This is a genomic window from Uliginosibacterium sp. sgz301328, from assembly GCF_041807905.1.
GTDB lineage: Bacteria > Pseudomonadota > Gammaproteobacteria > Burkholderiales > Rhodocyclaceae > JBGVSA01.
The window spans coordinates 1-21,833 of the sequence record NZ_JBGVSA010000036.1 but is presented as its reverse complement, the minus strand read 5'-3'; the positions used below and the strand labels follow the sequence as shown (position 1 = coordinate 21,833).

The window sequence follows — 21,833 nt, the reverse complement described above, 5'->3', positions numbered from 1 at the left end:
GATTGAAGGAGGCATGAGGAGGCTTGCTTCATGATCAGCGCACTCAGGCAGGTATGCAGACACGATGTCTGCCATTCGATCCACGTCTTTCTGCTCGCCCTGGGCCTGCTCTTGGCGAGCGCGCTGGCCGGCGCAGCGCCGGGGCGCGTTGCCGTCGTCCTCGAACTGCAAGGCGCCGTGGGCCCGGCCATGTCGGATTACGTAAGCCGCGGACTGGCCCAGGCGAAGGCGCAGCAAGCCAGGGTGGTGGTCCTGCAGATGGACACGCCGGGCGGGCTCGATACGTCGATGCGCGAGATCATCCGCGCCATCCTCGCCTCGCCCATCCCCGTGCTGACCTACGTCGGCCCAAGCGGCGCACGGGCGGCCAGCGCCGGAACCTACATCCTGTACGCCGGCCACATCGCGGCGATGGCGCCGGGTACCAATGTCGGCGCGGCGACGCCGGTCTCGATCGGTGGACTGCCTTCGGCGCCGGGCCAGCGGCCCGAACAGTCCGCGCCGGAGCCCGGCAAGGCTGGCAGCACGATGGAAGCCAAGGCGATCAACGATGCGGTGGCCTACATTCGTGCGCTCGCCGAGTTTCGCGGGCGCAACGTCGAATGGGCCGAAAAGGCCGTGCGCGAGGCGATGAGCCTGTCGGCCGAATCGGCCTACAAACTACAGGTGATCGACATCCTCGCGGGCAGCATCGAGGACCTTCTCAGGCAGGCCGACGGCCGCAGCGTGAGAATCGGCGGCGCCACGGCCAGGCTGGATACCCGCGATCTGGCGCTGGTGCATGTCCCGCCCGACTGGCGCACCCGCACGCTGGGCGTCATCACCAACCCGAACGTTGCCCTGATCCTGCTCATGATCGGCTTCTACGGCCTGGTGCTGGAGTTCATGATCCCGGGCACCTTCCTGCCCGGCACGGTTGGCGCGATCTGCCTCCTGCTGGGTCTCTACGCGTTGGCGGAACTGCCCTTCACTTTCGCGGGCCTGGGCCTGATCCTGCTTGGCCTCGGGATGATGGTGTCCGAAATATTCATTCCTTCGGCCGGCGTCCTCGGCATCGGCGGCGTGGTGGCCTTCGTGTTCGGCGCAACGCTCTTGATGGAACCCGGCGAAGCACCCGGCTTCGGGCTCTGGTGGCCCATGGTCGCGGGAATCGCGATCACGGCCCTGGGGCTCGCCCTGTTGATCGGTCGGCTCGCCTTCAAATCGCGCCGCACCAAGCGCGTGACGGGGCGCGAGGCCATGATCGGCTCATTGGCGCAGGTCCTGGACTGGGCGGATGGCTCAGGGTACGTGCTCACCCAGGGCGAACGCTGGAAGGCCGTGGCGGATGAGCCCCTGGTGGCAAACCAGCGCGTCCGCATCGTCGGGCTCGACGGGCTCACCCTGCGGGTACGCCCCGCGGACGGGAACAACTGAAAAGGACATCGCACCATGGCCAATATCGCTTTCTTCGCTCCGATCATCGCTCTGCTCATCTTCTTGCTGGGCGCAGCGGTACGCATCCTGCGCGAGTACGAACGCGGCGTGGTCTTCACGCTCGGCCGCTTTACCGGCGTCAAGGGGCCGGGCCTGATCCTGCTGATTCCTTACGTGCAGCAGATGGTCCGGGTGGACCAGCGGACGATGGTGCTCGACGTCCCGTCGCAGGATGTGATTTCGCACGACAACGTCTCGGTGAAGGTGAACGCGGTGATGTACTTCCGCGTCGTGGACCCCGAGCGCTCGGTGATCCAGGTCGCCAACTACGGCCAGGCCACCAGCGAGCTGGCACAGACGACGCTGCGTTCGGTACTCGGCAAGCACGACCTCGACGAAATGCTCTCCGAACGCGACAAGCTCAACCATGACATCCAGGAAATCCTCGACACGCAGACCGATCCCTGGGGCATCAAGGTCGCCAGCGTGCAGATCAAGCACATCGATCTGAACGAGAGCATGGTCCGCGTCATCGCGCGGCAGGCGGAGGCCGAACGCGAACGTCGCGCCAAGGTGATCAGCGCCGAGGGTGAGCAGCAGGCCGCGCAGAAATTGCTTGAAGCCGCCGACATACTTGCCCAACGCCCGGAGGCCATGCAGCTGCGCTACCTCGGCACGCTGGCCGTGATCGGCGCCCAGAACAGCTCGACCATCGTCTTCCCCTTCCCCACCGACCTGGCCCGCGTGTTCGCGGATGCAGTGGGACGCACCAAGGATGGCGCGCCGGCCGCCTGAGGCTGACGCTTGATTCGCCGGACCGGCTCCGGCGTTGAATCGGCCCGCTCCGTGCGGATCAGGCGTCTTTGATCTCGGCGAGCAACTCCGGGTGGCGCTCGAGCAGCTTGAAGAGTTTGACCAGCGCGGGCGGTGGCCGGACGCGGCCGCTCTCATAGCGCGAGAACGTGCTGGCGGAGCCGCCGAAGAGCATGCCGGCTTCGGTCTGGCTGAGCCGCAACTGCTTGCGTACCCGCACGATGAGCTCGGCACCGGCGGCGCATACGTTGATCTGGCGGGAGAAAGCCCGCATGGCGTTCATGACGCGGGCAGACTCCTCGGCGCCGAGCAGCGCCTCGCCGCAGCTCATGCAGTAAAGGCCGCGGACCTCGGGAATGACAACGGTACGGTCGCGGCAGGTATAGGGAAGGTCGCGCGCGTCGGCGACGAGTTCGGCGCCGCCGCAGGCGGGGCAGTGTATGGCGGGGTGCATGTCGGGAGCTCCTCGATGACTGGGCCGCCGGGCACTGAGTGATGTGCCCGACGCTTCGCCGTCGCGTTGCCACACTGTGCGCGGGCCCCGCTCGATGACGGCGTATTACGCCATTGGCGTAAGCCCCCAATGAGAACGCCGACATGCTGCGCTGGCGTTGCGCGCGGTCAGACGAGACCGGAGCGAATGACGAATTCGATGAGCTCTTGATCGGACTGGGCGCCGATCTTCTCCATGGCGCTGCGTTTCTGATGGCTGATGGTCTTCTTGCTGCGTTCGAGCTGGCGTGCGATGTCGTTGACCGTGAGTCCGCCTGCAAAAAGGCGGATGACTTCGGTTTCGCGCAGCGAAAGATCGGCATTGAGCTGGGCGTCGCTGCGTTCTTCGAGCGCGGCGGATATGGCCGGGCTGATGTAGCGCCGCCCCGCGCGCACCACCCTGACGGCTTCGAGCAATTGCGTGGTCTCGCCGCTCTTGACCAGCAGGCCGCGCGCGTCGAGCTTGAGGATGAGCCGATAGACGAGCGGATTGGTGAGCATGGTCAGGACGATGACCGGCACGCGCGGATAGCGCTGGCGCAGGAATCGGAGCATGCGCGCACCGTCGTTGCCGTCGGTGTCGGGCATCTGGTAATCGGTCACGATCATGTCGGGCGGATCGGCCGCAACCAGCGCCGTGAGAGCACCCACTCCATCGGCTTCGCCGATGACGGAAATATCGGGCGCGCTCTTGAGCACAGCGACGATGCCGGCACGCACGACGGGATGATCGTCGGCGACGATGATGCGGATCATTGTGGTTCCTCCATGAGTCGAGCAACGCATGGGCGCAGTCGTTCGACGCCTGCACGCAAGGTGTCGGGCTGCGCACGCTGCGCGGCCTGTTCGATGGCCTCGGCCAGTGCGGCTTCGGCAGCCATGTGCATGACGGCAAAGCCGCCCTTGAGTCGATGGGCGTGTTCGGTGGCAACGGCGAAATTGCTCTGGCCGACGGCCTGGTTGAGCGCGCGCCAGTCGGCATCGAGCGCGCGCAGAAAGGTCTTTCGCAGATGCTCGCTGTGGATCACCCCGCCCGCATCCCCCAGCCTGTCGGCCGCCGAGCCGACGTCGGCGGGCTCGGCGGGCGCGTGCTTGACCAGGGCGGCACGCAGTTGTTCGAGGCTGATGGGTTTGACGAGGTAGTCGTGCATGCCGGCTTCGCGCGCACGCTGCGATTCGGTCAGAACGGCGTTGGCCGAAGTGCCGATGACAGGCCACAGGTGCCCTGCCCGCTTCGCCTGACGGGTGAAGTCATAGCCGCTCATGCCCGGCAGGTTGATGTCTACGAGCGCAACGTCGACATCGATGCGGGCGAGATCCTTGAGAGCAGTTTCGGCGTCGCGATAACAGTAAGCCTTGCATCCGAGGTGCGCGAGCTGTTCGGCCAGCAGTTCGCGGCTGACCGGGTGATCGTCGATGACCGCCACATGCAGACCGAGACTGCGCGTGGTGATTGTGGTGTGCGCTGCGTGCGCGACACGACGGCCGGCAGCGCGCAGGACGGCATCGACGATGTTGGCGTGGCTGTAGGGGTCTGTCTCGAAGAGCCAGGCTTCGTCTTCGTCGAGCAGTGGCAGGCTGGTGAGCTGTACGACGGCCGCATAGCCGCCGACCTCTTCCCGCGTGGGTCGGACGTCGTCGTCACTGACGACGAGCAGGTACTGGCCGGGCTCGGCGTCGCCGGGCAGCGGATCGCCCTGGAGGCGCACTTCGGCGCCGCGCGCGGCGAGCAGGTTGGTGAGGTTGTCGCGAATGTCTCTCACCGATGCGCGCAGAACGACACGTATGCCCTCGAGTACGGCAGCGACGGGCTGGACGCGTTCGACGGAGAGATCCGCCAGCAGCACGAATGAGCTGCCGACGCCAGGAGTACTGACCAGGTCGATGTCGCCGTGCATGAGGTTGGCCAGCCGTCGGCTGATGGCAAGTCCGAGGCCGGTGCCCGGGGTGTTGCCGGCGCGCGCCTGGACAAATGGCTCGAAGAGCTGCCGCTGCTGTTCAGGCGCGATGCCGATGCCAGAGTCGGCGACCTGAACGCGGATGGCGGCCTGCGGCATGGCCACGGGCCCACCATCGTCCGCATCATCGAAGTCATCGCTCTCGTCATCGTCCGCGCCCATGTCGATGTCGAGCCGGACGAATACCCGCCCCACCTCGGTAAACTTGATGGCATTGTTGAGCAGATTGGAGGCGACCTGCCGCAGCCGCCCGGGATCGCCCAGGAGCCGGATATCGACGTCAGGCCTCAGGGCGCATTGCAGGACGAGTCCTTTCTGGTGGGCAAGCGAAGCGTAGGCGAGCACGACAGATTCGATGAGCGCCACGGGGTCGAAAGGCGTGTGCTCGAGGTGAATCTCGCCAGATTCGATCTTCGAGAAATCAAGCACTTCATCGACGACTTCGAGCAGGCTGCGGGCGGAGCCCTCCGCCCGCTCGAGCCAGCGCCGCTGGGACGCCGGCATATCGGCATGACCCATCAGTTCGAGCGTGCCGAGCATGCCGTGCAACGGCGTGCGGATCTCGTGGCTCATCGTCGACAGGAATAAGGTTTTGGCCTGGTTGGCTGCGTCGGCCGCCGCGCGGGCGCGTTCGGCGGACGTGGATGCCTCCACCAGCGCGGCCTCGGCGCGCTTGTTGTCCGAAATATCGGTGAGCGTGCACAGGCGTGCCGATTCTCCGCCATATTGGATCTGACTGCTGGTGACGAGCAGATCGCAAGCTTGCCCGTCGGGCAGCGTCACCCGTACCTCGCCCGGCGCGGGCGAGGTGTCGCGACCGATCAGTTCGCCAAGCAATGGGTGCCGCGCGTCACCGACGACGGGTCGCTGCAGCAGCGCGCGGGCGCGATCGTTGGCAATGGAAGGCTCGACCTGGCCGTGCTTGAGCACGAAGATGCCGGCCGGTGCGGCCTGCAACACCGTCGTGACGAGCGCGCCACTATCGCGCAACTGCTGCAATCGCGCGGCCGATGGTCGAAGAATGTCGCGATAGATGCGCCACTTGCCGAACATCACCAACGCCAGGGCGAGCAGCGCCGCAGCGATGGGCAGCGCAATGCGCCAGGCATAGGGCCCGACGAGATCGCCATAGGGCACGGCCATGACGATGGTCAGTGGACCGTCACGCGAGTAGATGAGTACCCGACGAAGTTGAAAGTCGTAGCGTTCTCTCTGCCCGGCCGGGCCGGAAATTTGTGGCCGAATGTCGCGTGCGCCCGCGCCGACGAACAGAGGCCGCCCGTCGGGCAAGTAGATGGCGAAGTTCTGCGCCATGTGCATGGCGACGTTGCTCAATATGCTGTACTGCCTGGCGTTGGCGGCAACCATCATGGTGCCGCCCTCCGCTAACGCCCCACTGACCGCCGCTACCGGTTTGACGTAGTAGAAAATGTTGGTCGCTTCCTTGACGCTGGCGCCGGGCACGACGAGAACCTGACGGTTCCAGTCGAGATCGCGCCGGAATTCAATGAATCGCTCCAGCAGTTGCCGATCGCGCGCGAGATAGACTTCGGGCGCTTCGCTGGTGTCATCGAGCGCTGGAATACGGATGGCGAAGTCGCCCTTGCTGGAAAGAAAGACCGTGGTAACGGTAGGTCCGCCCTGTTGCCAGGCAGCGAATTCGTGGATGGCCATGCGCCACGCGGCCAACAGGCGTTCCTGCGTGACAAGTTCGCGACTCGCGGCGACGAAACTGAATGAGTGCGTCCATGCTGTGGCAGGAACGTTAACAATGCTCTTGTCCGGTATGGCTATGTCGGATGCCAGTCGCAGAAAGGGGATCTGGCCCCCGGACAGGCTCTCGCCCAGCCGCTGCGTATAGCCGACGATGCGAGCATGGGTATCCTGCAGGCGTACGAGCTCGGCGTATCGCCAGCCGAACTCGCGTTCGAGAATGGCGTTACCGAGCAAGGTCAGGTAGGCCACCAATGTGGCAAGGATGCCGACGCAGAGCAGCCTGGAGAACGTCTGGACGAGCGCCGGCGGCCTCTGCTCGGTGAGGTGAGCGTCGTCCTGTTGAGCACCCCGTTCGCTTACCGAACGCATGTCCTGCACCTCCATCGAATGCGCCATGCGCAGGCCTCGCATCGTTTTGCCGAGCGGACAGTTTCCAATGTCGTGTGAGGTGCAGCGCGGCCAGTGCCGACAGGCATGACCCGCGACGCATAAGGTGGATTGAGACTTTTCCAGCGACATGGATGGCATTGTCGCCAAAAAGACCGCCACTTCTCGGCAAGACCAGACCCAGGTGCCATGAGAGATCGACAAACCATTTTTGTCCGAAGTTTCCCCTACAACGCCGCGATTTCTGCGTTTTCTTTATAGAGCACGGCTCATTCGAATGGAATGCGGATAAGCCGTGCGGCAGTGAAGCAAAATCGGCCGGATTCAATCCCTGCGAACACGCGCGCAACGCAAGCGCGTCGTCGCGCGATGGATCGTTCAGTATCGAACGTTGTGCGGCCCCGCGATCAGGCATTCTCGCCGTCGTCGACGGGCGAACAGACTGGCCAGAATGCGCGCAGATCGGCGCATATGTCTTTTAGATATGCGGACCTGTCTTTCCGGGACATCGCAAGGGGCGAATGAGCTTCAACACATCTATCGGAAAATTTCCACGCGATCAGAAAACCCTCAATACCATTTGCATGGGCATGGATTCGCGGCTGTGGCGATGTGTTTCGCGCACCGCCGTGCCCCTCGATCTGCGACTCGTCTCATGTACAGCGGCAGGGTGTGAATGAGAAATTTCTAGGCCTCGAAACCGCTTGTTCTCATGGAGGCCTTCATGTCCTATCTCGAATCCACCGCCGCCTCACTGACTTCCGCGGCGACCCACCCCTCATCCCTGATGGCCCCGCGCACGACCCTCACACACGCCGTGATGATCGTGGACCCGCACCCCATGATTCATGTCGGCGTACGCGGCTTGCTCGAGAATGATCTCTCGCTCACGCTGGTGGCATCGGTCCGCCGCCCGGATGAAGCCCTGCAAACCGCCTCACGCTTGATGCCGGACGTCATCGTGACGGACCCCTTCATCGCCAACAACGACGACCTGCAGTTCGTGCGCGACCTGGTCGCCCTGCCCTATCACCCGAACGTGCTCCTGTTCTGCGACGGTCACCACATGCGCTATACGCCTTCGCTCGCCAAACTCGGCATCAAGGGCTTCATGTACAAGGAATCGGCCCTGAACGATCTGGCCACGACGATCCGGCTGGCCGCTTCGGGCTTCACATGCCTGCCGCATTCGCACGCGGCGCGACTGACCCGGCGTGAAATCGAAGTGGTGCTGGCGCTGCTGGATGGCAGGAACAATCTCGATGTGGCCGCCGACATGGGCTTGAGTCCGAAGACCGTGAGCCATCATCGCGTGGCCGCGCTCAAGAAACTGAGCATGCCGTCGCTGGCCGCCCTGGCCGGACGCCACGACGTCACCCAGGCACTGCGGCGCGGCGAATACGCCTGATGCGCGCGTGCTCGCAGGACCGCGCCGAGCATCTTGCAGCCATGGCGGTTGTCACGCGCGCTCAACATCCATGAAATGACACACGGATCGCCTCTATCCCCGCGCATCACGACAGCCACGAAAATGCCGCGCGCGTGACGGATGAGATCGACGTGACCAAGCCGGCGGCAGCCGCGCCATCAAGCTGCACGACAACGGCACGGCGGCGACCGACACGCAGTTGTTCATCGTGGCGTCCAAGAGCTACCACGCCTCGGGCATCGCGAACCCGGATCGAGCCCGACGCTACGCAGATACAGGTCCACCTGCGGCCCCGATTGCCGTTGCTCGGCTGCTCGCGGACCTTCTTCGCTTTCCCGGCAGCCACCTTGAGCACTTCGGCGGGCAGACCGGCGTTGTCACCGCCTGCGCGCCGAACAACACCTCCCACGTCAGCGGGCCGACTTCGCCATCCTGCCTGAGCGGCCGACCGGCGCTGTCGACATGACATGCCTGAAAGAGCTTGACCACGTGGTTGGGGTATTGCATGGATGCCTCGCCTTTTGCGTTGTCGTTGCAGGAATTCCACACCGTCTGGCGGTATAGGGAGCGTGCGCGGCCAGGTCAGTGCCCGAAGAGGTACCCGGCACGCGCGCTGCGGGCGTCAGGACACTGCCTGCGCCATCGCGCAGCGTGACAAGACCCACGATGGAGAGCCGCCATGAATCAACCAATCGAAATCCAGGTACAGAAGTGCCTCAAGGGCATGGACTATCCGGCCAGTGCCGACGAGATCCGCCGGCAGGCCGACGCTCACGGCGCGAGCGACGAAGTGCGCGAGGCGTTGAAGAATCTGCCTGACGATGAATACCGCACGCCGGCGCAGATCAGCAAAGCCATTGCGCACCACTGATCGCCGGAGCGACGCCATGGAGCGCTTCAACGACAAGGTGGTGATCGTGACCGGCGCGGCCTCTGGCATCGGCGAGGCCGTGGCGCGGCGCTTTTCCGAGGAAGGTGCCAACGTCGTACTGGTGGATCGCAACGACCCGACGCCCGTGGCGAAGTCGCTGCCCGAGGCGCGCACGATGGTGTGCAAGCTCGATGTCTCGACGCCGCGCGCGATGCAGGAGGTGGTCGAGCAGACCGTCTCCCGCTTCAACGGCCTTGACGTGCTCGTGAATAACGCAGGCATTTTTGCCGCCGGCGACCCGGCCGACATTACCGACGAAGACTGGCACAAGGTCATTGCGACCGATCTCGATTCGGTGTTCTACGGCTGTCGCGCGGCCTTGCCGGAACTGCGCCGACGGCGCGGGTGCATCGTCAATACGGCATCGGTATCGGGACTCGGAGCCGACTGGGGGATGAGCCCGTACAACGCGGCCAAGGGCGGCGTGGTGAATCTCACGCGCGCCTTGGCGCTGGACCTGGGCAAGGACGGCGTGCGCGTCAACGCCGTGTGCCCGGGACTGACGCGCACCGGCATGACGCGCGACATGATGACCGACGAAGCCGTGCTGACGAAATTCCGCGAACGCGTGCCGCTCGGGCGCGTATGCGAGCCCAGCGAAGTCGCCGCCGTGGTGGCTTTCCTCGCCAGCGATGACGCCAGCTTCATCAGCGGCGCCAATGTGCCGGTCGACGGCGGCCTGACGGCCTCCAACGGCCAACCGCCACAGAACTGAGGTGACTCCATGCCCACACAGAGCCCGGATTCCGCCGATCCGCACATCGGCGACGACGATGTAGCCCAAGACGTCGGCGCCGGCCAGACCACCGGTACCGAGACCCTGCACGAACAGCCCGCCTCGCCCAGCAGCATCGAACATGTCGACGGCGGCATACGTGGTGGCATCACGCCGGGGCGCCGCGCACGTGGCGCTGCGCGCGTCACACGCTAGCCACGGGAACGGCAGTTGCGGCACAGGCAGGGGGACGCATCCATGACACGCGATCACGACACGCCGAAGGAACACGAAGGTTTCGCCGAGGCACTGCTGACGGAACTGGGCATCGTGCCGCCGCCGCTTCAGCGCCCGGAGGACTCGACGCCACCCGCTGCGCCGCACCCCGGCCGCGAGGGTGAGCCGTCCCCGCAATCGGATTCGAACCCTGCGCCCTGACGCCAAGGAGACGCACATGAAGCTCAGACATATCGTCATCGCCGCTATGGCCGGCGGCGCCCTGTCCACCGCAGGGGCCGCAGGCCTGACCGCCAACGACAAGGCATTCATCACCAAGGCCGCGCAGGGAGGCATGACCGAAGTACAGGCCAGCCAGCTTGCCGAAACACAGAGTAGCGACCCGAAAGTGAAGGCGTTTGCCGCGCGCATGGTCGAAGACCACAGCAAGGCCAACCAGGAGTTGATCAGCATCGTCTCGGCCAAGGGCGGAACTCTGCCGCCGTCGGTGTCGGAAGAGCAGGCCAAGTTGCTGGGACTGTTGAAGACCTCCAGCGGCAAGGACTTCGACAAGCTCTACGCCGACAAGGTGGGCGTCAAGGCGCACGAAGAGACGGTCAACCTGCTGGTCAAGGAATCGCGCAGCGGCGACGATGCCGACCTCAAGGCTTTCGCCACGCGCACGCTCACGCCGGTGCGCATGCACCTGGACATGGCCAAGGACCTCAATCGCGCCGTGCACTGACACGCCGCGGCACCGGGAGGCCCGATGCAGCACCGCACTGAGATATTGATCATCGGCGGCGGTGCGGCGGGCCTGACCTGCGCCATGTACCTGCGCCGCTTTCACCGCGAAGCGATGGTGGTCGACGCGGGCAACACGCGCCTGCTGGGCATTCCGCTGTCACACAATTACCCCGGTTTTCCGCGCGGCCTGCCCGGGCCGACCTTGTTGCGCCGGCTTCGCCAGCAATTGGAAGCCTATGGCGGCAGCGTGCATGAAGGCACCATCGTCGAGGTCTTCAAAACGGACGAATGCTTTCGCGCCGTGGGCGAAGACTTCTCCGTGGACGCGCGCTACGTCGTGCTCGCCACCGGCGTGTCGGACGAAACGCTCGACATGCCGGAAGTCGACGCCGCGATCGCGCGCGGATACCTGCGCTACTGCCCCATCTGCGACGGCTACGAAGTCACCGGCAAGCGCGTGGGCGTGGTCGTGCGCGACGCGGGCGGGCTGGGTGAAGCGCGCTACCTGCGTCAATTCACGGAACGCGTGACGGTGATTCCGCTGCATGGACACGTGGAATTCGACGAAGCCACGCGCGCGCGCATGCTCGACGATGGCCTCGGGCTCGCCGACAGCCCCTTGTCGGGCCTCATGCTGGATCGAGGCGGCGTGCAGGTCGAACATGCCGACGGCCGCGACGACTACGATTCCCTGTATTGCGCGCTGGGCACCCGCGTGCACAACCACCTGGCACAACAACTGGGCGCCGCCGTCGATGAGGCCGGCTATGTCGTCACCGACGAGCACGGCCAGACCAATGTCGACGGGCTGTACGCCATCGGAGATCTATCCGTCGGCATCAACCAGATCGCCGTCGCCGTGGGCAAGGCCGCGATCACGGCCTCTGCCCTGCAGGTGCGGCTGGGCACGCACGCGTGAGGACTCCACGTAACTTCTACCGCCGCCGTGCAATTTCTACGTCGTGGCACGGCGTCACCACAGCGTTCCAACGCGGCACTGAAAATGCGGCGGGCTGCGGGTCGGCACTCCCGGACTCCCAGCATGTCGATGGACAACGCCCGCAACGGCACACCCAATCCGCAGCGCCTGGTCGGCACATTGCGCGATGCGCTGTTCCTTTCGCCGCATTTCGATGATGCGGTCTTCAGTTGCGGGGCCTTCATCGGCCAATGCCGGCGCGCCGTGGTAGTGACGGTGTTCGGCGGCGCGCCCGTCGACGGGTCGATGGTCACCGAATGGGACTCGCGCTGCGGATTCCGAGATGCGCACCATGCCTTGGCGACACGTCGCGCGGAAGACGCCGAAGCCTTGCGCGTACTGGGCGCCGAAGGCGCGTGGCTGCCGTTCTGCGATGCCCAGTACGGGCAGGCGCTGGACGAGGCAGCGCTTTTTCGCGCCTTGCGACAGGCCTTCCTGGGCGCTGCCCTGCCAGCGCTGATCTTCCCGCTCGGCCTGTTTCATGCCGATCACCGGGCGACGTGGCGCGCATGCATGGCGCTTGCGGCGCGCAATGTGCATCTGCTGGCCTTCGAGGATGCCATCTACCGCCGCATTCCCGGACAGGTGCAGTCGCGCATCGTCGAACTGGCCGCGAGCGGACTCGTCGCCACGCCGGTGACGCTGCCGGGCGACGCCGGGGGCGACCTCAAGCGACATGCGGCCCGCTGCTACCGCAGCCAGTGGAAGGCTTTTCCCCCCGGCGGACTGGACGACCTGGCCGATCCGGAACGCTACTGGCTGATCGAACGGAGCGATGGCCCATGAGCCTGCAACGGCGCGTCACCGTCGTGATGCTGACCTTCAACCGCCGCGACGAGGCGCTGACCACACTCGCGCGCCTGATCGCCCTGCCCGGCGCTCCGTCCGTGGTCGCCGTGGACAATGGTTCGAGCGACGGCACGGCGCTGGCCATCGCTGCGCACTTCCCGCAGGTACGGCTGGTGCGCCTGGACCGCAATCTGGGCGCGGCGGGTCGCAACCATGGCGTGGCGCGGGTGCGCACGCCGTATGTAGCCTTCAGCGATGACGACACCCGTTGGGAACCCGGCGCGCTCGATCATGCCGCCGATCTGCTCGACGCCGACCCTGCGCTGGCCGTCATATCGGCACACGTGCTCGTTGGCCCGCACCGCCGCGACGATGCCGCCTGCGTGCCGATGGCGCGCAGCCCGCTGGGCGATTACGGCACGCATGGGCGGCGCATCCTGGGCTTCATGGCCGGCGCCTGCGTGATGCGCGTGGATGCGTTTCGCGCCGCGGGCGGCTACAGCGAAAGGCTGTTCATCGGCGCCGAAGAAATGCTGCTGGCGCTCGATCTGGCCGAGCGCGGCGCGATCATGGCGTACTGCCCGCAAGTGGTCACCTGGCACGATCCGTCCCCGGTGCGCGACGCCACCGGGCGGCGCTGGCTGCTGGCCCGCAATGCGATCTGGATCGCCTGGATGCGCATGCCGGCCCGCTGGGCCTGGCGGCTGACGTGGAAGATGCTTCGCCAGTTGCGGCGCGACCGCCTGCTGCTGACCGGCCTGTGGCGTACCGTGCGCGGGCTGGCGCCGGCTTTGGCTGCGCGCCGCGTCGTATCGGCGCGCGTCATCGAAATGTGGGCGGCCGTCGAAGGCCCGCCCGACGTTGCGCGGAGCTGATCGATGACCGACCGCACCTCGCAACGCGTGTGGATGACATTGGGTGCGGCAATCTGGCGTTTCCGCAGGCGCACGCTCGCCGCCATCGGCCTGGTGGTGCTCGCCAAACTGTCGGCGGTGGCGGTGCCGATGGCGCTCAAGCAGATCGTCGACCAGTTCAGCGCCCAGAACGTGGCGCTGACGCTGCCGGTCTTCCTCCTGCTGGGCTACGCCATCCTGCGCTTCTTCGGCACTTTGTTCGGCGAGTTGCGCGACGTGATCTTCGCGCGCGTGGTTCAGACCACGGTGGCGGACTTTCTGGTGCGCGCCTTCACGCATCTGCACGATCTCGGCCCGCGCTTTCACAACCAGCGTCAGACCGGGGCGCTGACGCGCGACGTCGAACGCGGCACCACGGGCATCGGTTTTCTGCTCGGCGTGGCGTTGTTCACCATCGTGCCGACGCTCATCGAAATGGCGTCGGTGGTGGTCATTCTGGCGGTGGCATACAGCTATCTGTTCACGGTGATCATGGTGATCACTTTCGTGGTGTACGCCGTCTTCACGGTGGTCTTCACACAGCGTCGGGCGGTGTTTCAGCGCGCCATGAACCGCCTCGACTCGAACGCCAACGGCCGGCTCGTCGACAGCCTGCTCAACTACGAATCGGTGAAGTTCTACGTCGGCGAGACCGGCGAGATGGAGCGCTTCCGCTCGATCATGAACCACTGGGCGCGCACCGGCGTCATGAACCAGCGCGCACTGTCGACGCTGCACATCGGGCAGAGCGCCATCATCGCGGTGAGCGTGGCCACCATCATGCTGCTGGCAGGGCAATACGTCGTGCGCGGCAGCATGACGGTGGGCGACCTGGTGCTGATCAACGCCTACGTGCTGCAGATCTGCCTGCCGCTCAATTCGCTGGGCTTCATCTTCCGCGAGGCCAAGGACGCCACCATCAACGCCGAGCGCCTGTTCGGTCTGCTCGACCAGCGGCCGGACGTGGTCGAGCAGGCGGGCACGCCCGCGCTGCGTGTGCGCGCAGGCCACGTGCGCTTCGAGAACGTGGTCTTCGCCTATGAACCGGACCGGCCGATCCTGCACGACGTGTCGTTCACGATCCCGGCCGGCAAGACCGTGGCCGTCGTCGGCGGCAGCGGTTCGGGCAAGTCGACGCTGGCCCGCCTGCTGTTCCGCTTCTACGACGTCGGTGCCGGGCGCATCACCATCGACGAGCAGGACGTGCGCTCGGTCAGCCAGGCGAGCCTGCGGCGCGCCATCGGCATCGTTCCGCAGGACACGCTGCTCTTCAACGACACCATCGGCTACAACATCGCCTACGGGCGGCCGGGCGCGAGCATGGCCGAAGTGATCGACGCGGCCCGCGCGGCGCAGATCGACGAGCTGATACGCACGCTACCCCAGCAGTACGACACGCTCGTCGGCGAACGCGGCGTGAAGCTCTCGGGCGGGGAGCGCCAACGCATCGCCATTGCGCGGGCGATCCTCAAGAACCCGCCGATCCTGGTGTTCGACGAGGCCACGGCCGCACTCGACACGCGCTCGGAGCGCGCCATCCAGGACGAACTGAACCGCCTGGCAAAGAACCGCAGCAGCCTGCTGATCGCCCACCGTCTGTCGACCGTGGTCGATGCCGACGAAATACTCGTCATGGAGCACGGCTACATCGTCGAGCGCGGCACGCACGATGCGCTGCTCGCGCAGTCGGGCGTATACGCGCAGATGTGGCGCCTGCAGCAGCAGCAACGCGATCTCGAATTCACTGCCCAACGGCTGGCACGGCAGCCGCTCAATCTGACTTCGCTGGTCGCCGACGTGATCGACGGACTGCGCGGCAGCATCGAAGAGCGTGGCATCAAGCTCTACACCAGCATCGCGCCCGAGGCGATGCGCATCACCGGCGACCTGACGGCGCTGCACAAGGCCATCTGGGACGCCATGGCGCACATGATCGACGCGGTCGGCCAGGCCGGCAGCATGGAGCTTCACCTGCAACGGCAAGGGGCCAACGCATTGCTGACGCTGGAAGGTGCGGTGCGCGAGCGACTGCCGTCGGCCGAAGGCGCCGCCGCGAAGCCGGTCTTCGATGTGGTCGACGCCGAAGATCTGCTGGCGCGCAATGGCGGCAGGTTTTCTGTCACGCGCGACGACACACTGATGCGCATGGTCTTCGAGGTGCCTCTGCGCGCCGTGGCGCCCGCTTCGATTCAAACAGCATCGCACGTGCCGGGGCTCTCCGGCGTCACCGTGGCGTGCATCGATGACGACGACGAAGCGCGCCAACTGCTCGGCGAAGTGCTCATCCCCGAAGGCATCGAGGTGCGCCCGTTTGCTTCGGGCCGTGCCGCGCTGGCCTGGCTCGCCGCCACGCCGGCCGAACAGTGGCCGCAGGCATTGCTGTGCGACATCTCGCTGGCGGACGGCGAAGACGGGTACGAAGTCATCGGTCAGGTGCGCGAACTCGAAGAGCAACGCCAGGTACCGCCGGGCCGCCGGCTGCCCGCCATCGCGTTGACGGGGCTGGCATCGTCGCGCGATCGCATGCGTGCCCTGCTCGCCGGTTTCCAGTTGCACATGGCCAAGCCGGTCGCACCGCAGGAATTGCTCGCCGGCATTGCCAGCCTGGTCAGCCAGCCAGCCCGGCGCGCCACGGATGCGTGAGCCGATCGCGTCTTTCACTTTTTACGTTCACGGAGAAGAACATGCCCGCCACAACGCCCCCGCGCAGTCACTTTGCCGATCACGCGGCCGCCGCGCACGCCGTCGACATGGTCCTCCCCGCCATCGAAGCGGCCATGAAGGTGCAACGCTGCGGTGACAGTGGGTGCCTTCACATCGTCGTCATGGATGCCGCCCGCACACCGGCTGTCAGCAGCTTCGAAGAAGCGATCCTGTACGAGCGATCGCTGGGCGAGCGCGACAAATGGGACGTCGATTACGCCGGTCTTGCGCGCGCCAAGGCACGGCTGAGCTGGCAGCACGGCATGGACAGCCACGCCGTCCAGACTTCGTGCGCGCATGTTCTTCGCGAAGGCGACGTTCTGCTATGGGGTGGCGTGTCGCTCAATGGCATTGTCGTGGCCATGAGCGGATTTCACCCGTGGTACGACGAAGCCTTCTCGTGCGCCATTGCAGCGTGCCTGCGGGCCTTGGCACGCGACACCCACGATCGCAGCGCCTCGAGGCTGTTTGTCGCTTGATGTGGGCACGCGGGTTGCGGACGGTGGCTCACCACTATAGTGAATCCGCGAGGACATCCATGATCCCGACCCGAATCGCACTGATCAGCGAACATGCCTCACCCCTCGCACAAAGCGGCAGTGTCGATTGCGGCGGGCAGAATGTTTATGTCGCCCACGTGGCGCGACAGCTCGCCGCGCGCGGCTGGCTGGTAGATGTTTTCTCTCGCCGGGATTCTGCGGCACAGCCGGAAGTCATCGAGTGGCTGCCGGGCGTGCGCGTGGTTAATGTACCGGCAGGTCCGGCGCGTTGCATTCCGAAAGAAGAACTGCTGCCATACGTCGACGACTTCGCGGACTGGATGCAGTACTTCATGCGCCGGCAGGCGCTGTCGTATGACGTCATTCACGCCAACTTCTTCATGTCGGCGTGGATCGGCCTGCAGTTGCGGCGGGCCTTTGGCATTCCGCTGGTGGTGACCTTCCATGCGCTGGGCCGCGTACGCCGCGAACACCAACGCGAGGCGGACCGCTTTCCCGATTCGCGCTTCGCCATGGAGCAGGCCGCCATGGACGAAGCCGATGCCATCGTCGCCGAGTGCCCCGAGGACCTCGCCGACATGCGCCGCCTCTACGGCGTCGACCCGTGGCGCGTCCACGTCGTGCCGTGCGGCTTCGATTCGCACGAGTTCCGCCCGCTGTCGCGCCGGCACTCGCGCATGCTGCTCGACATGCCCGCTGGCGAGTTCTCGGTACTCCAGCTCGGGCGGATGGTGCCGCGCAAGGGCGTGGATACGGTGGTGGAGTCGATCGCGGCGCTGCGCGACCGCCACAACATCCGCGCTGCGCTGTACGTGGTCGGCGGCAACACCCACGAACCGGACCCGGTCGCCACGCCGGAGATCGCCCGTCTGTCGCAGATCGCGCATGACCTGGGCATTCGCCATCAGGTGCACTTCGTCGGACAGCGCGACCGCGACGAACTGGCGCACTACTACTGCGCCACCAACGTCTTCGTGACCACGCCCTGGTATGAGCCGTTCGGCATCACACCCGTAGAGGCCATGGCGTGCTCGCGCCCGGTCATCGGCGCAGAGGTGGGCGGCATCGGCTTCAGCGTCGTCGATGGCGAAACCGGCTTTCTCGTTCCGCCGCGCGACCCGCTGGCCGTGGCCCACTGTCTGGCACGCCTGTACCACGATCCTGCGCTGGCCGGCAGCATGGGACTGGCAGGCCATGCGCGCGCCGAGGCGTGCTTCACGTGGGCCAAGGTGGCCGATGAACTGATCGCGGTCTACACCGCGGTCGCGCAGTCTGCCGACGCCGGCGCATTCGACGAGCAGGCGCCGGTCGACACCCTGGTTGCGCCCTCTTCCGCCCCGATGTCCATGGGCATCTGATGCCAGGAGCATGACATGACACTCAGCCAGCAAAAGAGCGATGCGCGCGATGCGCGCGATGAGCGCGATGAGCGCGATGAGCGCGATGAGCGCGATGAGCGCGATGAGCGCGATGAGCGCGATGAGCGCGTAGTGATCATCACCGGCGCCGCGCGCGGCCTGGGCGCGGCCATCGCGCAGACGCTGGCGGCCGACGGCATGTGCATCGTCGCGGTCGACCGCGATGCCGCCGGGGTCGAATCGACCGCGCAGCGCCTGAACGACAGCGGTGCGCGGGTCATGGCGTTGCCTGCCGACATTACCGATGAATCGTCGGTCGCACGCACCGTCGACGGCGCATTCACGGCGTTCGGGCGGATCGACGTGCTGATCAACAATGCCGCCATCGACATCACGTTGCCGATCGAAGAGCTGGAAATCCGCGACTGGAACCGCGTGGTGGCGACCAACCTGAGCGCGCCATTCATGCTCACGCGGGCAGCGCTGCCCCAGTTGCGCCAGCACGGCGGGCACGTGGTGAACATCGCCTCGACCGCATCGCGGCGCGCGTGGCCGAACGCCGCTGCCTACCACGCCACCAAGTGGGGATTGCTGGGCCTGTCGCATGCCTTGCATGCCGAGTTGCGTCCGCAGGGCGTCAAGGTGACCGCCATCGTGGCCGGCGGCATGCGCACGCCATTCCTGCTCGATCGCTTTCCCGATATCGACCCGACCGTGTTGCAGGACCCGGCCAACGTGGCGCGCGCGGTGCGCTTCGCGCTGTCGCAGCCGGCCGAGACGGTGATTCCCGAGATGATGGTGTTGCCCATGCGGGAGACATCATGGCCCTGAGACCGGCGGTATTCCTCGACAAGGACGGCACGCTGCTGCAGGACGTGCCGTACAACGTCGAGCCGCGACTGATGAAGTTCGCCCCGCAGGCGGCGGCCGCCCTGCACGTGCTGGGCCGCCTGGGCATGCCCTTGGTGGTGGTGAGCAATCAGCCCGGCGTGGCGCGTGGATGCTTCGAGCATGCGCGCCTGCGCGGCGTCACCAATCGCCTGCACGAGATGTTCGCCGCCAACGGCGCGCGCCTGTCCGGTTGCTACTGGTGTCCGCATCATCCACAGGGAACGGTGGCGGAATATGCCCGCGACTGCGACTGCCGCAAGCCCGCGCCGGGACTGTTGTTGACCGCTGCGCGCGAGCTTGGACTGGATCTGTCGCGCTCGTGGTTCATCGGCGACATTCTCGACGACGTGGAGGCCGGCCATCGCGCGGGTTGCCAATCGATACTGGTCGACAACGGCGGCGAGACCGAATGGCGGCAGGATTGCGCCGCACGCGTGCCGGACGCGATCGCCGATGATCTGCACGACGCGGCGCTGCATATCGCCAGCGCCCTGTACCGGGGGCAGGCAGCATGACGACGACGTGGCAGAACGCGCACAACGTGCTGGCCATCCGGCTGGACAACATGGGCGACGTGCTCATGACCACCCCGGCCATGCGCGCGCTGCGCGATGCCACGCCCGGACGGCGCATCACGCTGCTGGCCTCGCGCGCCGGCGCGGCGCTGGCGCCGCATCTGGATTGCGTCGACGACGTCATCGCCTACGACGCGCCATGGGTCAAGCATGCGCAGCACGGCACGTTCATCGATGACGACGCCATGATCGCCACGCTGCGTGCGTGCCGTTTCGATGCCGCGGTGATCTTCAGCGTCTACAGCCAGAATCCGCTCCCTGCCGCTTTGATGTGCCGCCTCTCCGGCATTCCGCAGGTGCTCGCGCATTGCCGCGAGAACCCGTACGCGCTGCTGTCGGACTGGGTGCCCGAGCGCGAACCCGAAACGCAGATCCGGCACGAAGTGCGCCGGCAGCTCGATCTGGTGGCCCACGTGGGCGCTGTCGTTCACGACAAGAAACTGGTCTTCCGGCCGGGCGCCACCGCGCGCGATCGCCTCGCCACGACGCTTGCCGATGCCGGCATCGACGGCGGCACGCCGTACCTCGTGCTGCATGCGGGGGCGACGGCACCATCGCGCATGTATCCGCCACAGGCCTATGCACGTGCCGCGCGCCTGCTGTTGGATGATTTCGATGGCTACATCGTGCTCACCGGTTCGTGCGCGGAGGCTGCCGACGTCGCCGCCCTGCTCGATGCCATCGGCCATCCCCGTGCGCGCAGTCTGGCCGGCATGCTGAACCTGGGCGAGCTGGGCGCGCTGATCGAGGGCGCGCGCGTGCTGATCGCCAACAACAGCGGTCCAGTGCATCTGGCCGCCGCGCTCGGTACGCCGGTGGTGGACCTCTATGCGCTGACCAACCCGCAGCACACGCCGTGGATGGTCGACAACCGCGTGCTGTATCGCGATGTGCCCTGCAAGTATTGCTACAAGAGCGTCTGCCCGGCCGGACACCATGCGTGCCTGACCGGCGTGCCGCCGGATGAAGTGGCGGCGGCGGCGCGCGCCATCTGGCGCGAGCCTGCGCCTTGCTGATTTCCTCGGGAGCCTGCCATGTATACGCTTGGCATCAACGCGGTCTACCACGATTCGGCCGCCTGCCTCGTCCACGACGGGCAAGTCATCGCCGCAGCCGAAGACGAGCGCTTCACACATATCAAGCATGGCAAGCGACCCCTGCCCTTTTCCACGTGGGAACTGCCCTTCCATGCCATCGATTACTGCTTGGCGGAGGCCGGCATCGCGCTGCGCGACGTCGACCACATCGCCTATTCGTTCGATCCTCGCCTGCTCGACGGCTACAGCGACGCAGCCACCATCGCCCTGCCGCTGCAACCGTCGGCACGGCGCGCCGCGAACGGGCATCGTTCGCCGTGGGACCCGTTGTTCATGTCATACGTCGTCAACGCGCCGCGACAGCTCGTGTCGGGGGCTCCGCTGCATTTGCAGAAGCGCTTTGCGGGTGTTGACCATGACTGGGTCCAGCCGCGCTGGCGCTTCGTGGAACACCATCTCGCGCACGAAGCGAGCGCGTTTCTCGCGGCGCCCTTCGACGAAACCGCCGTACTCACCATGGACGGGCGCGGCGAGCGCGCAACCACGAGTTTCGGTCACTATGCCGAGGGCAAGTACCATCGACTGCGGCAGATCGACCTGCCTCACTCGCTGGGGCTGGTGTACGAGGAGGTGACGCGCTACCTCGGATTCCTCCACTCGTCGGACGAATACAAGGTGATGGCGTTGGCTTCGTTCGGCGAACCGCGTTACGTGGAGCAATTTCGCGACATCATCCGCCGCCGCCCGCACGGCGCCTATGAAGTGTTGCCGCCGCAATTGGTCGAACGCTTCGGGCAGCCCCGCCAGCGCGGCGGTCCGCTGGAGGCGCTGCATTACGACATCGCCCGCTCCCTGCAGGCAGTGCTCGAAGAGACCGTGCTCGACATGGCGCGCTGGCTGCAGTCCGAGACCGGCAGCACTAACCTCGCCATGGCCGGCGGCGTGGCGCTCAATTGCGTCATGAACGCACGCGTGCGCGACATCGGCCCATTCGAGAACGTCTGGGTGCAGCCTGCGGCCGGCGACGCCGGCACGGCGCTGGGCGCCGCGCTCTGGATCGACTACGCCGAACGGCAGGCGGTCGGGCAGATCAAGCCTTACGTGATGGAACACGCCTATCTGGGGCCGGCGTACGGCGATGAAGAGATCGAGTCTTTCCTGAAGTGGACCCGCGTGCGCTATCGGCGCCTGCACAACGTGGCGGATGAAGCCGCCGCGCTGCTCGCACAGGACAAAGTCATCGGCTGGTTCCAGGGACGCATGGAGTTCGGCCCGCGGGCCTTGGGCG

The 21,833-nt window shown here is 66.1% G+C and carries 22 protein-coding genes; 18 read left to right on the top strand and 4 right to left on the bottom strand.

All coding sequences use genetic code 11. From position 1 onward, the window contains the following. Window positions 1-30 precede the first annotated feature (30 nt). A complete protein-coding gene (locus ACDA63_RS18575) occupies window positions 31-1,416 on the top strand; it encodes a nodulation protein NfeD (protein WP_373664788.1) in 1,386 nt (461 codons plus the stop codon). 15 nt (window positions 1,417-1,431) lie between these two features. After that, window positions 1,432-2,211, top strand: coding sequence for a slipin family protein (locus tag ACDA63_RS18570; protein WP_373664787.1), 780 nt, complete (start codon window positions 1,432-1,434; stop codon window positions 2,209-2,211). Between the two features lie 58 nt (window positions 2,212-2,269). Here ACDA63_RS18570 and ACDA63_RS18565 read toward each other — a convergent pair whose 3' ends face one another. The 3 genes from ACDA63_RS18565 to ACDA63_RS18555 all read right to left on the bottom strand — a co-directional run bounded on the left by ACDA63_RS18565 (window position 2,270) and on the right by ACDA63_RS18555 (window position 6,791). Further along, a complete protein-coding gene (locus ACDA63_RS18565; RefSeq protein WP_373664786.1) occupies window positions 2,270-2,683 on the bottom strand; it encodes a type II TA system antitoxin MqsA family protein in 414 nt (137 codons plus the stop codon). 167 nt (window positions 2,684-2,850) lie between these two features. Continuing rightward, entirely contained in the window at window positions 2,851-3,477 is a 627-nt protein-coding gene (locus tag ACDA63_RS18560) for a response regulator (protein WP_373664785.1), read from the bottom strand. Further along, entirely contained in the window at window positions 3,474-6,791 is a 3,318-nt protein-coding gene (locus ACDA63_RS18555) for an ATP-binding protein (protein WP_373664783.1), read from the bottom strand. Before ACDA63_RS18555 ends, ACDA63_RS18560 begins: the two co-directional genes overlap by 4 nt. A gap of 715 nt (window positions 6,792-7,506) precedes the next feature. On the opposite strand from ACDA63_RS18555, the gene ACDA63_RS18550 reads away from it, so the two are divergent. Further along, window positions 7,507-8,190, top strand: coding sequence for a LuxR C-terminal-related transcriptional regulator (locus ACDA63_RS18550; protein ID WP_373664782.1), 684 nt, complete (start codon window positions 7,507-7,509; stop codon window positions 8,188-8,190). 106 nt (window positions 8,191-8,296) lie between these two features. Here ACDA63_RS18550 and ACDA63_RS18545 read toward each other — a convergent pair whose 3' ends face one another. After that, complete coding sequence (locus ACDA63_RS18545) at window positions 8,297-8,620, bottom strand: hypothetical protein (protein ID WP_373664781.1); 324 nt, start codon at window positions 8,618-8,620, stop codon at window positions 8,297-8,299. A gap of 270 nt (window positions 8,621-8,890) precedes the next feature. Here ACDA63_RS18545 and ACDA63_RS18540 point away from each other — a divergent pair, with 270 nt between their 5' ends. From ACDA63_RS18540 to ACDA63_RS18470, 15 genes are all read left to right on the top strand, one after another. Further along, on the top strand, window positions 8,891-9,082 hold the full coding sequence (locus ACDA63_RS18540; RefSeq protein ID WP_373664780.1) for a DUF2795 domain-containing protein: 192 nt from the start codon (window positions 8,891-8,893) through the stop codon (window positions 9,080-9,082). A gap of 16 nt (window positions 9,083-9,098) precedes the next feature. Beyond that, complete coding sequence (locus ACDA63_RS18535; protein ID WP_373664779.1) at window positions 9,099-9,857, top strand: SDR family NAD(P)-dependent oxidoreductase; 759 nt, start codon at window positions 9,099-9,101, stop codon at window positions 9,855-9,857. 9 nt (window positions 9,858-9,866) lie between these two features. Then, a complete protein-coding gene (locus ACDA63_RS18530; protein WP_373664778.1) occupies window positions 9,867-10,073 on the top strand; it encodes a hypothetical protein in 207 nt (68 codons plus the stop codon). 42 nt (window positions 10,074-10,115) lie between these two features. Next, window positions 10,116-10,295 carry a hypothetical protein gene (locus tag ACDA63_RS18525; RefSeq protein WP_373664777.1) on the top strand — a complete coding sequence of 60 codons (180 nt, stop codon included), beginning with the start codon at window positions 10,116-10,118 and terminating at the stop codon, window positions 10,293-10,295. Window positions 10,296-10,311: 16 nt separating this feature from the next. Then, window positions 10,312-10,818, top strand: coding sequence for a DUF4142 domain-containing protein (locus ACDA63_RS18520; protein ID WP_373664776.1), 507 nt, complete (start codon window positions 10,312-10,314; stop codon window positions 10,816-10,818). A 24-nt stretch (window positions 10,819-10,842) separates the two neighbouring features. Then, window positions 10,843-11,739 carry an NAD(P)/FAD-dependent oxidoreductase gene (locus tag ACDA63_RS18515; protein WP_373664775.1) on the top strand — a complete coding sequence of 299 codons (897 nt, stop codon included), beginning with the start codon at window positions 10,843-10,845 and terminating at the stop codon, window positions 11,737-11,739. 123 nt (window positions 11,740-11,862) lie between these two features. After that, window positions 11,863-12,585 (top strand): PIG-L deacetylase family protein, encoded by a 723-nt coding sequence (locus ACDA63_RS18510; protein ID WP_373664774.1) that lies wholly within the window; start codon window positions 11,863-11,865, stop codon window positions 12,583-12,585. After that, window positions 12,582-13,463 (top strand): glycosyltransferase family 2 protein, encoded by an 882-nt coding sequence (locus ACDA63_RS18505; protein WP_373664773.1) that lies wholly within the window; start codon window positions 12,582-12,584, stop codon window positions 13,461-13,463. Before ACDA63_RS18510 ends, ACDA63_RS18505 begins: the two co-directional genes overlap by 4 nt. A 3-nt stretch (window positions 13,464-13,466) precedes the next feature. After that, window positions 13,467-16,124 (top strand): ATP-binding cassette domain-containing protein, encoded by a 2,658-nt coding sequence (locus ACDA63_RS18500; RefSeq protein WP_373664772.1) that lies wholly within the window; start codon window positions 13,467-13,469, stop codon window positions 16,122-16,124. A gap of 41 nt (window positions 16,125-16,165) precedes the next feature. After that, window positions 16,166-16,663 (top strand): hypothetical protein, encoded by a 498-nt coding sequence (locus tag ACDA63_RS18495; RefSeq protein ID WP_373664771.1) that lies wholly within the window; start codon window positions 16,166-16,168, stop codon window positions 16,661-16,663. Window positions 16,664-16,722: 59 nt separating this feature from the next. Beyond that, window positions 16,723-18,042, top strand: coding sequence for a glycosyltransferase family 4 protein (locus ACDA63_RS18490; RefSeq protein WP_373664770.1), 1,320 nt, complete (start codon window positions 16,723-16,725; stop codon window positions 18,040-18,042). A 15-nt stretch (window positions 18,043-18,057) separates the two neighbouring features. Beyond that, the gene (locus ACDA63_RS18485) at window positions 18,058-18,873 is read left to right on the top strand and encodes an SDR family oxidoreductase (RefSeq protein ID WP_373664769.1); all 816 of its coding nucleotides are present in this window, start codon (window positions 18,058-18,060) and stop codon (window positions 18,871-18,873) included. Then, window positions 18,864-19,448, top strand: coding sequence for a D-glycero-alpha-D-manno-heptose-1,7-bisphosphate 7-phosphatase (locus ACDA63_RS18480; RefSeq protein ID WP_373664768.1), 585 nt, complete (start codon window positions 18,864-18,866; stop codon window positions 19,446-19,448). Before ACDA63_RS18485 ends, ACDA63_RS18480 begins: the two co-directional genes overlap by 10 nt. Next, on the top strand, window positions 19,445-20,524 hold the full coding sequence (locus ACDA63_RS18475; protein ID WP_373664767.1) for a glycosyltransferase family 9 protein: 1,080 nt from the start codon (window positions 19,445-19,447) through the stop codon (window positions 20,522-20,524). Before ACDA63_RS18480 ends, ACDA63_RS18475 begins: the two co-directional genes overlap by 4 nt. An 18-nt stretch (window positions 20,525-20,542) precedes the next feature. Next, a partial coding sequence (locus tag ACDA63_RS18470) for a carbamoyltransferase (RefSeq protein WP_373664766.1) occupies window positions 20,543-21,833 on the top strand: 1,291 nt, incomplete at its 3' end.

Bases quoted from the DNA above. Each gene is read 5' to 3' on its own strand.
- ACDA63_RS18575 (WP_373664788.1), top strand. From the start codon at position 31: ATGATCAGCGCACTCAGGCAGGTATGCAGACACGATGTCTGCCATTCG.
- ACDA63_RS18570 (WP_373664787.1), top strand. From the start codon at position 1,432: ATGGCCAATATCGCTTTCTTCGCTCCGATCATCGCTCTGCTCATCTTC.
- ACDA63_RS18565 (WP_373664786.1), bottom strand. From the start codon at position 2,683: ATGCACCCCGCCATACACTGCCCCGCCTGCGGCGGCGCCGAACTCGTC.
- ACDA63_RS18560 (WP_373664785.1), bottom strand. From the start codon at position 3,477: ATGATCCGCATCATCGTCGCCGACGATCATCCCGTCGTGCGTGCCGGC.
- ACDA63_RS18555 (WP_373664783.1), bottom strand. From the start codon at position 6,791: ATGGCGCATTCGATGGAGGTGCAGGACATGCGTTCGGTAAGCGAACGG.
- ACDA63_RS18550 (WP_373664782.1), top strand. From the start codon at position 7,507: ATGTCCTATCTCGAATCCACCGCCGCCTCACTGACTTCCGCGGCGACC.
- ACDA63_RS18540 (WP_373664780.1), top strand. From the start codon at position 8,891: ATGAATCAACCAATCGAAATCCAGGTACAGAAGTGCCTCAAGGGCATG.
- ACDA63_RS18535 (WP_373664779.1), top strand. From the start codon at position 9,099: ATGGAGCGCTTCAACGACAAGGTGGTGATCGTGACCGGCGCGGCCTCT.
- ACDA63_RS18530 (WP_373664778.1), top strand. From the start codon at position 9,867: ATGCCCACACAGAGCCCGGATTCCGCCGATCCGCACATCGGCGACGAC.
- ACDA63_RS18525 (WP_373664777.1), top strand. From the start codon at position 10,116: ATGACACGCGATCACGACACGCCGAAGGAACACGAAGGTTTCGCCGAG.
- ACDA63_RS18520 (WP_373664776.1), top strand. From the start codon at position 10,312: ATGAAGCTCAGACATATCGTCATCGCCGCTATGGCCGGCGGCGCCCTG.
- ACDA63_RS18515 (WP_373664775.1), top strand. From the start codon at position 10,843: ATGCAGCACCGCACTGAGATATTGATCATCGGCGGCGGTGCGGCGGGC.
- ACDA63_RS18510 (WP_373664774.1), top strand. From the start codon at position 11,863: ATGTCGATGGACAACGCCCGCAACGGCACACCCAATCCGCAGCGCCTG.
- ACDA63_RS18505 (WP_373664773.1), top strand. From the start codon at position 12,582: ATGAGCCTGCAACGGCGCGTCACCGTCGTGATGCTGACCTTCAACCGC.
- ACDA63_RS18500 (WP_373664772.1), top strand. From the start codon at position 13,467: ATGACCGACCGCACCTCGCAACGCGTGTGGATGACATTGGGTGCGGCA.
- ACDA63_RS18495 (WP_373664771.1), top strand. From the start codon at position 16,166: ATGCCCGCCACAACGCCCCCGCGCAGTCACTTTGCCGATCACGCGGCC.
- ACDA63_RS18490 (WP_373664770.1), top strand. From the start codon at position 16,723: ATGATCCCGACCCGAATCGCACTGATCAGCGAACATGCCTCACCCCTC.
- ACDA63_RS18485 (WP_373664769.1), top strand. From the start codon at position 18,058: ATGACACTCAGCCAGCAAAAGAGCGATGCGCGCGATGCGCGCGATGAG.
- ACDA63_RS18480 (WP_373664768.1), top strand. From the start codon at position 18,864: ATGGCCCTGAGACCGGCGGTATTCCTCGACAAGGACGGCACGCTGCTG.
- ACDA63_RS18475 (WP_373664767.1), top strand. From the start codon at position 19,445: ATGACGACGACGTGGCAGAACGCGCACAACGTGCTGGCCATCCGGCTG.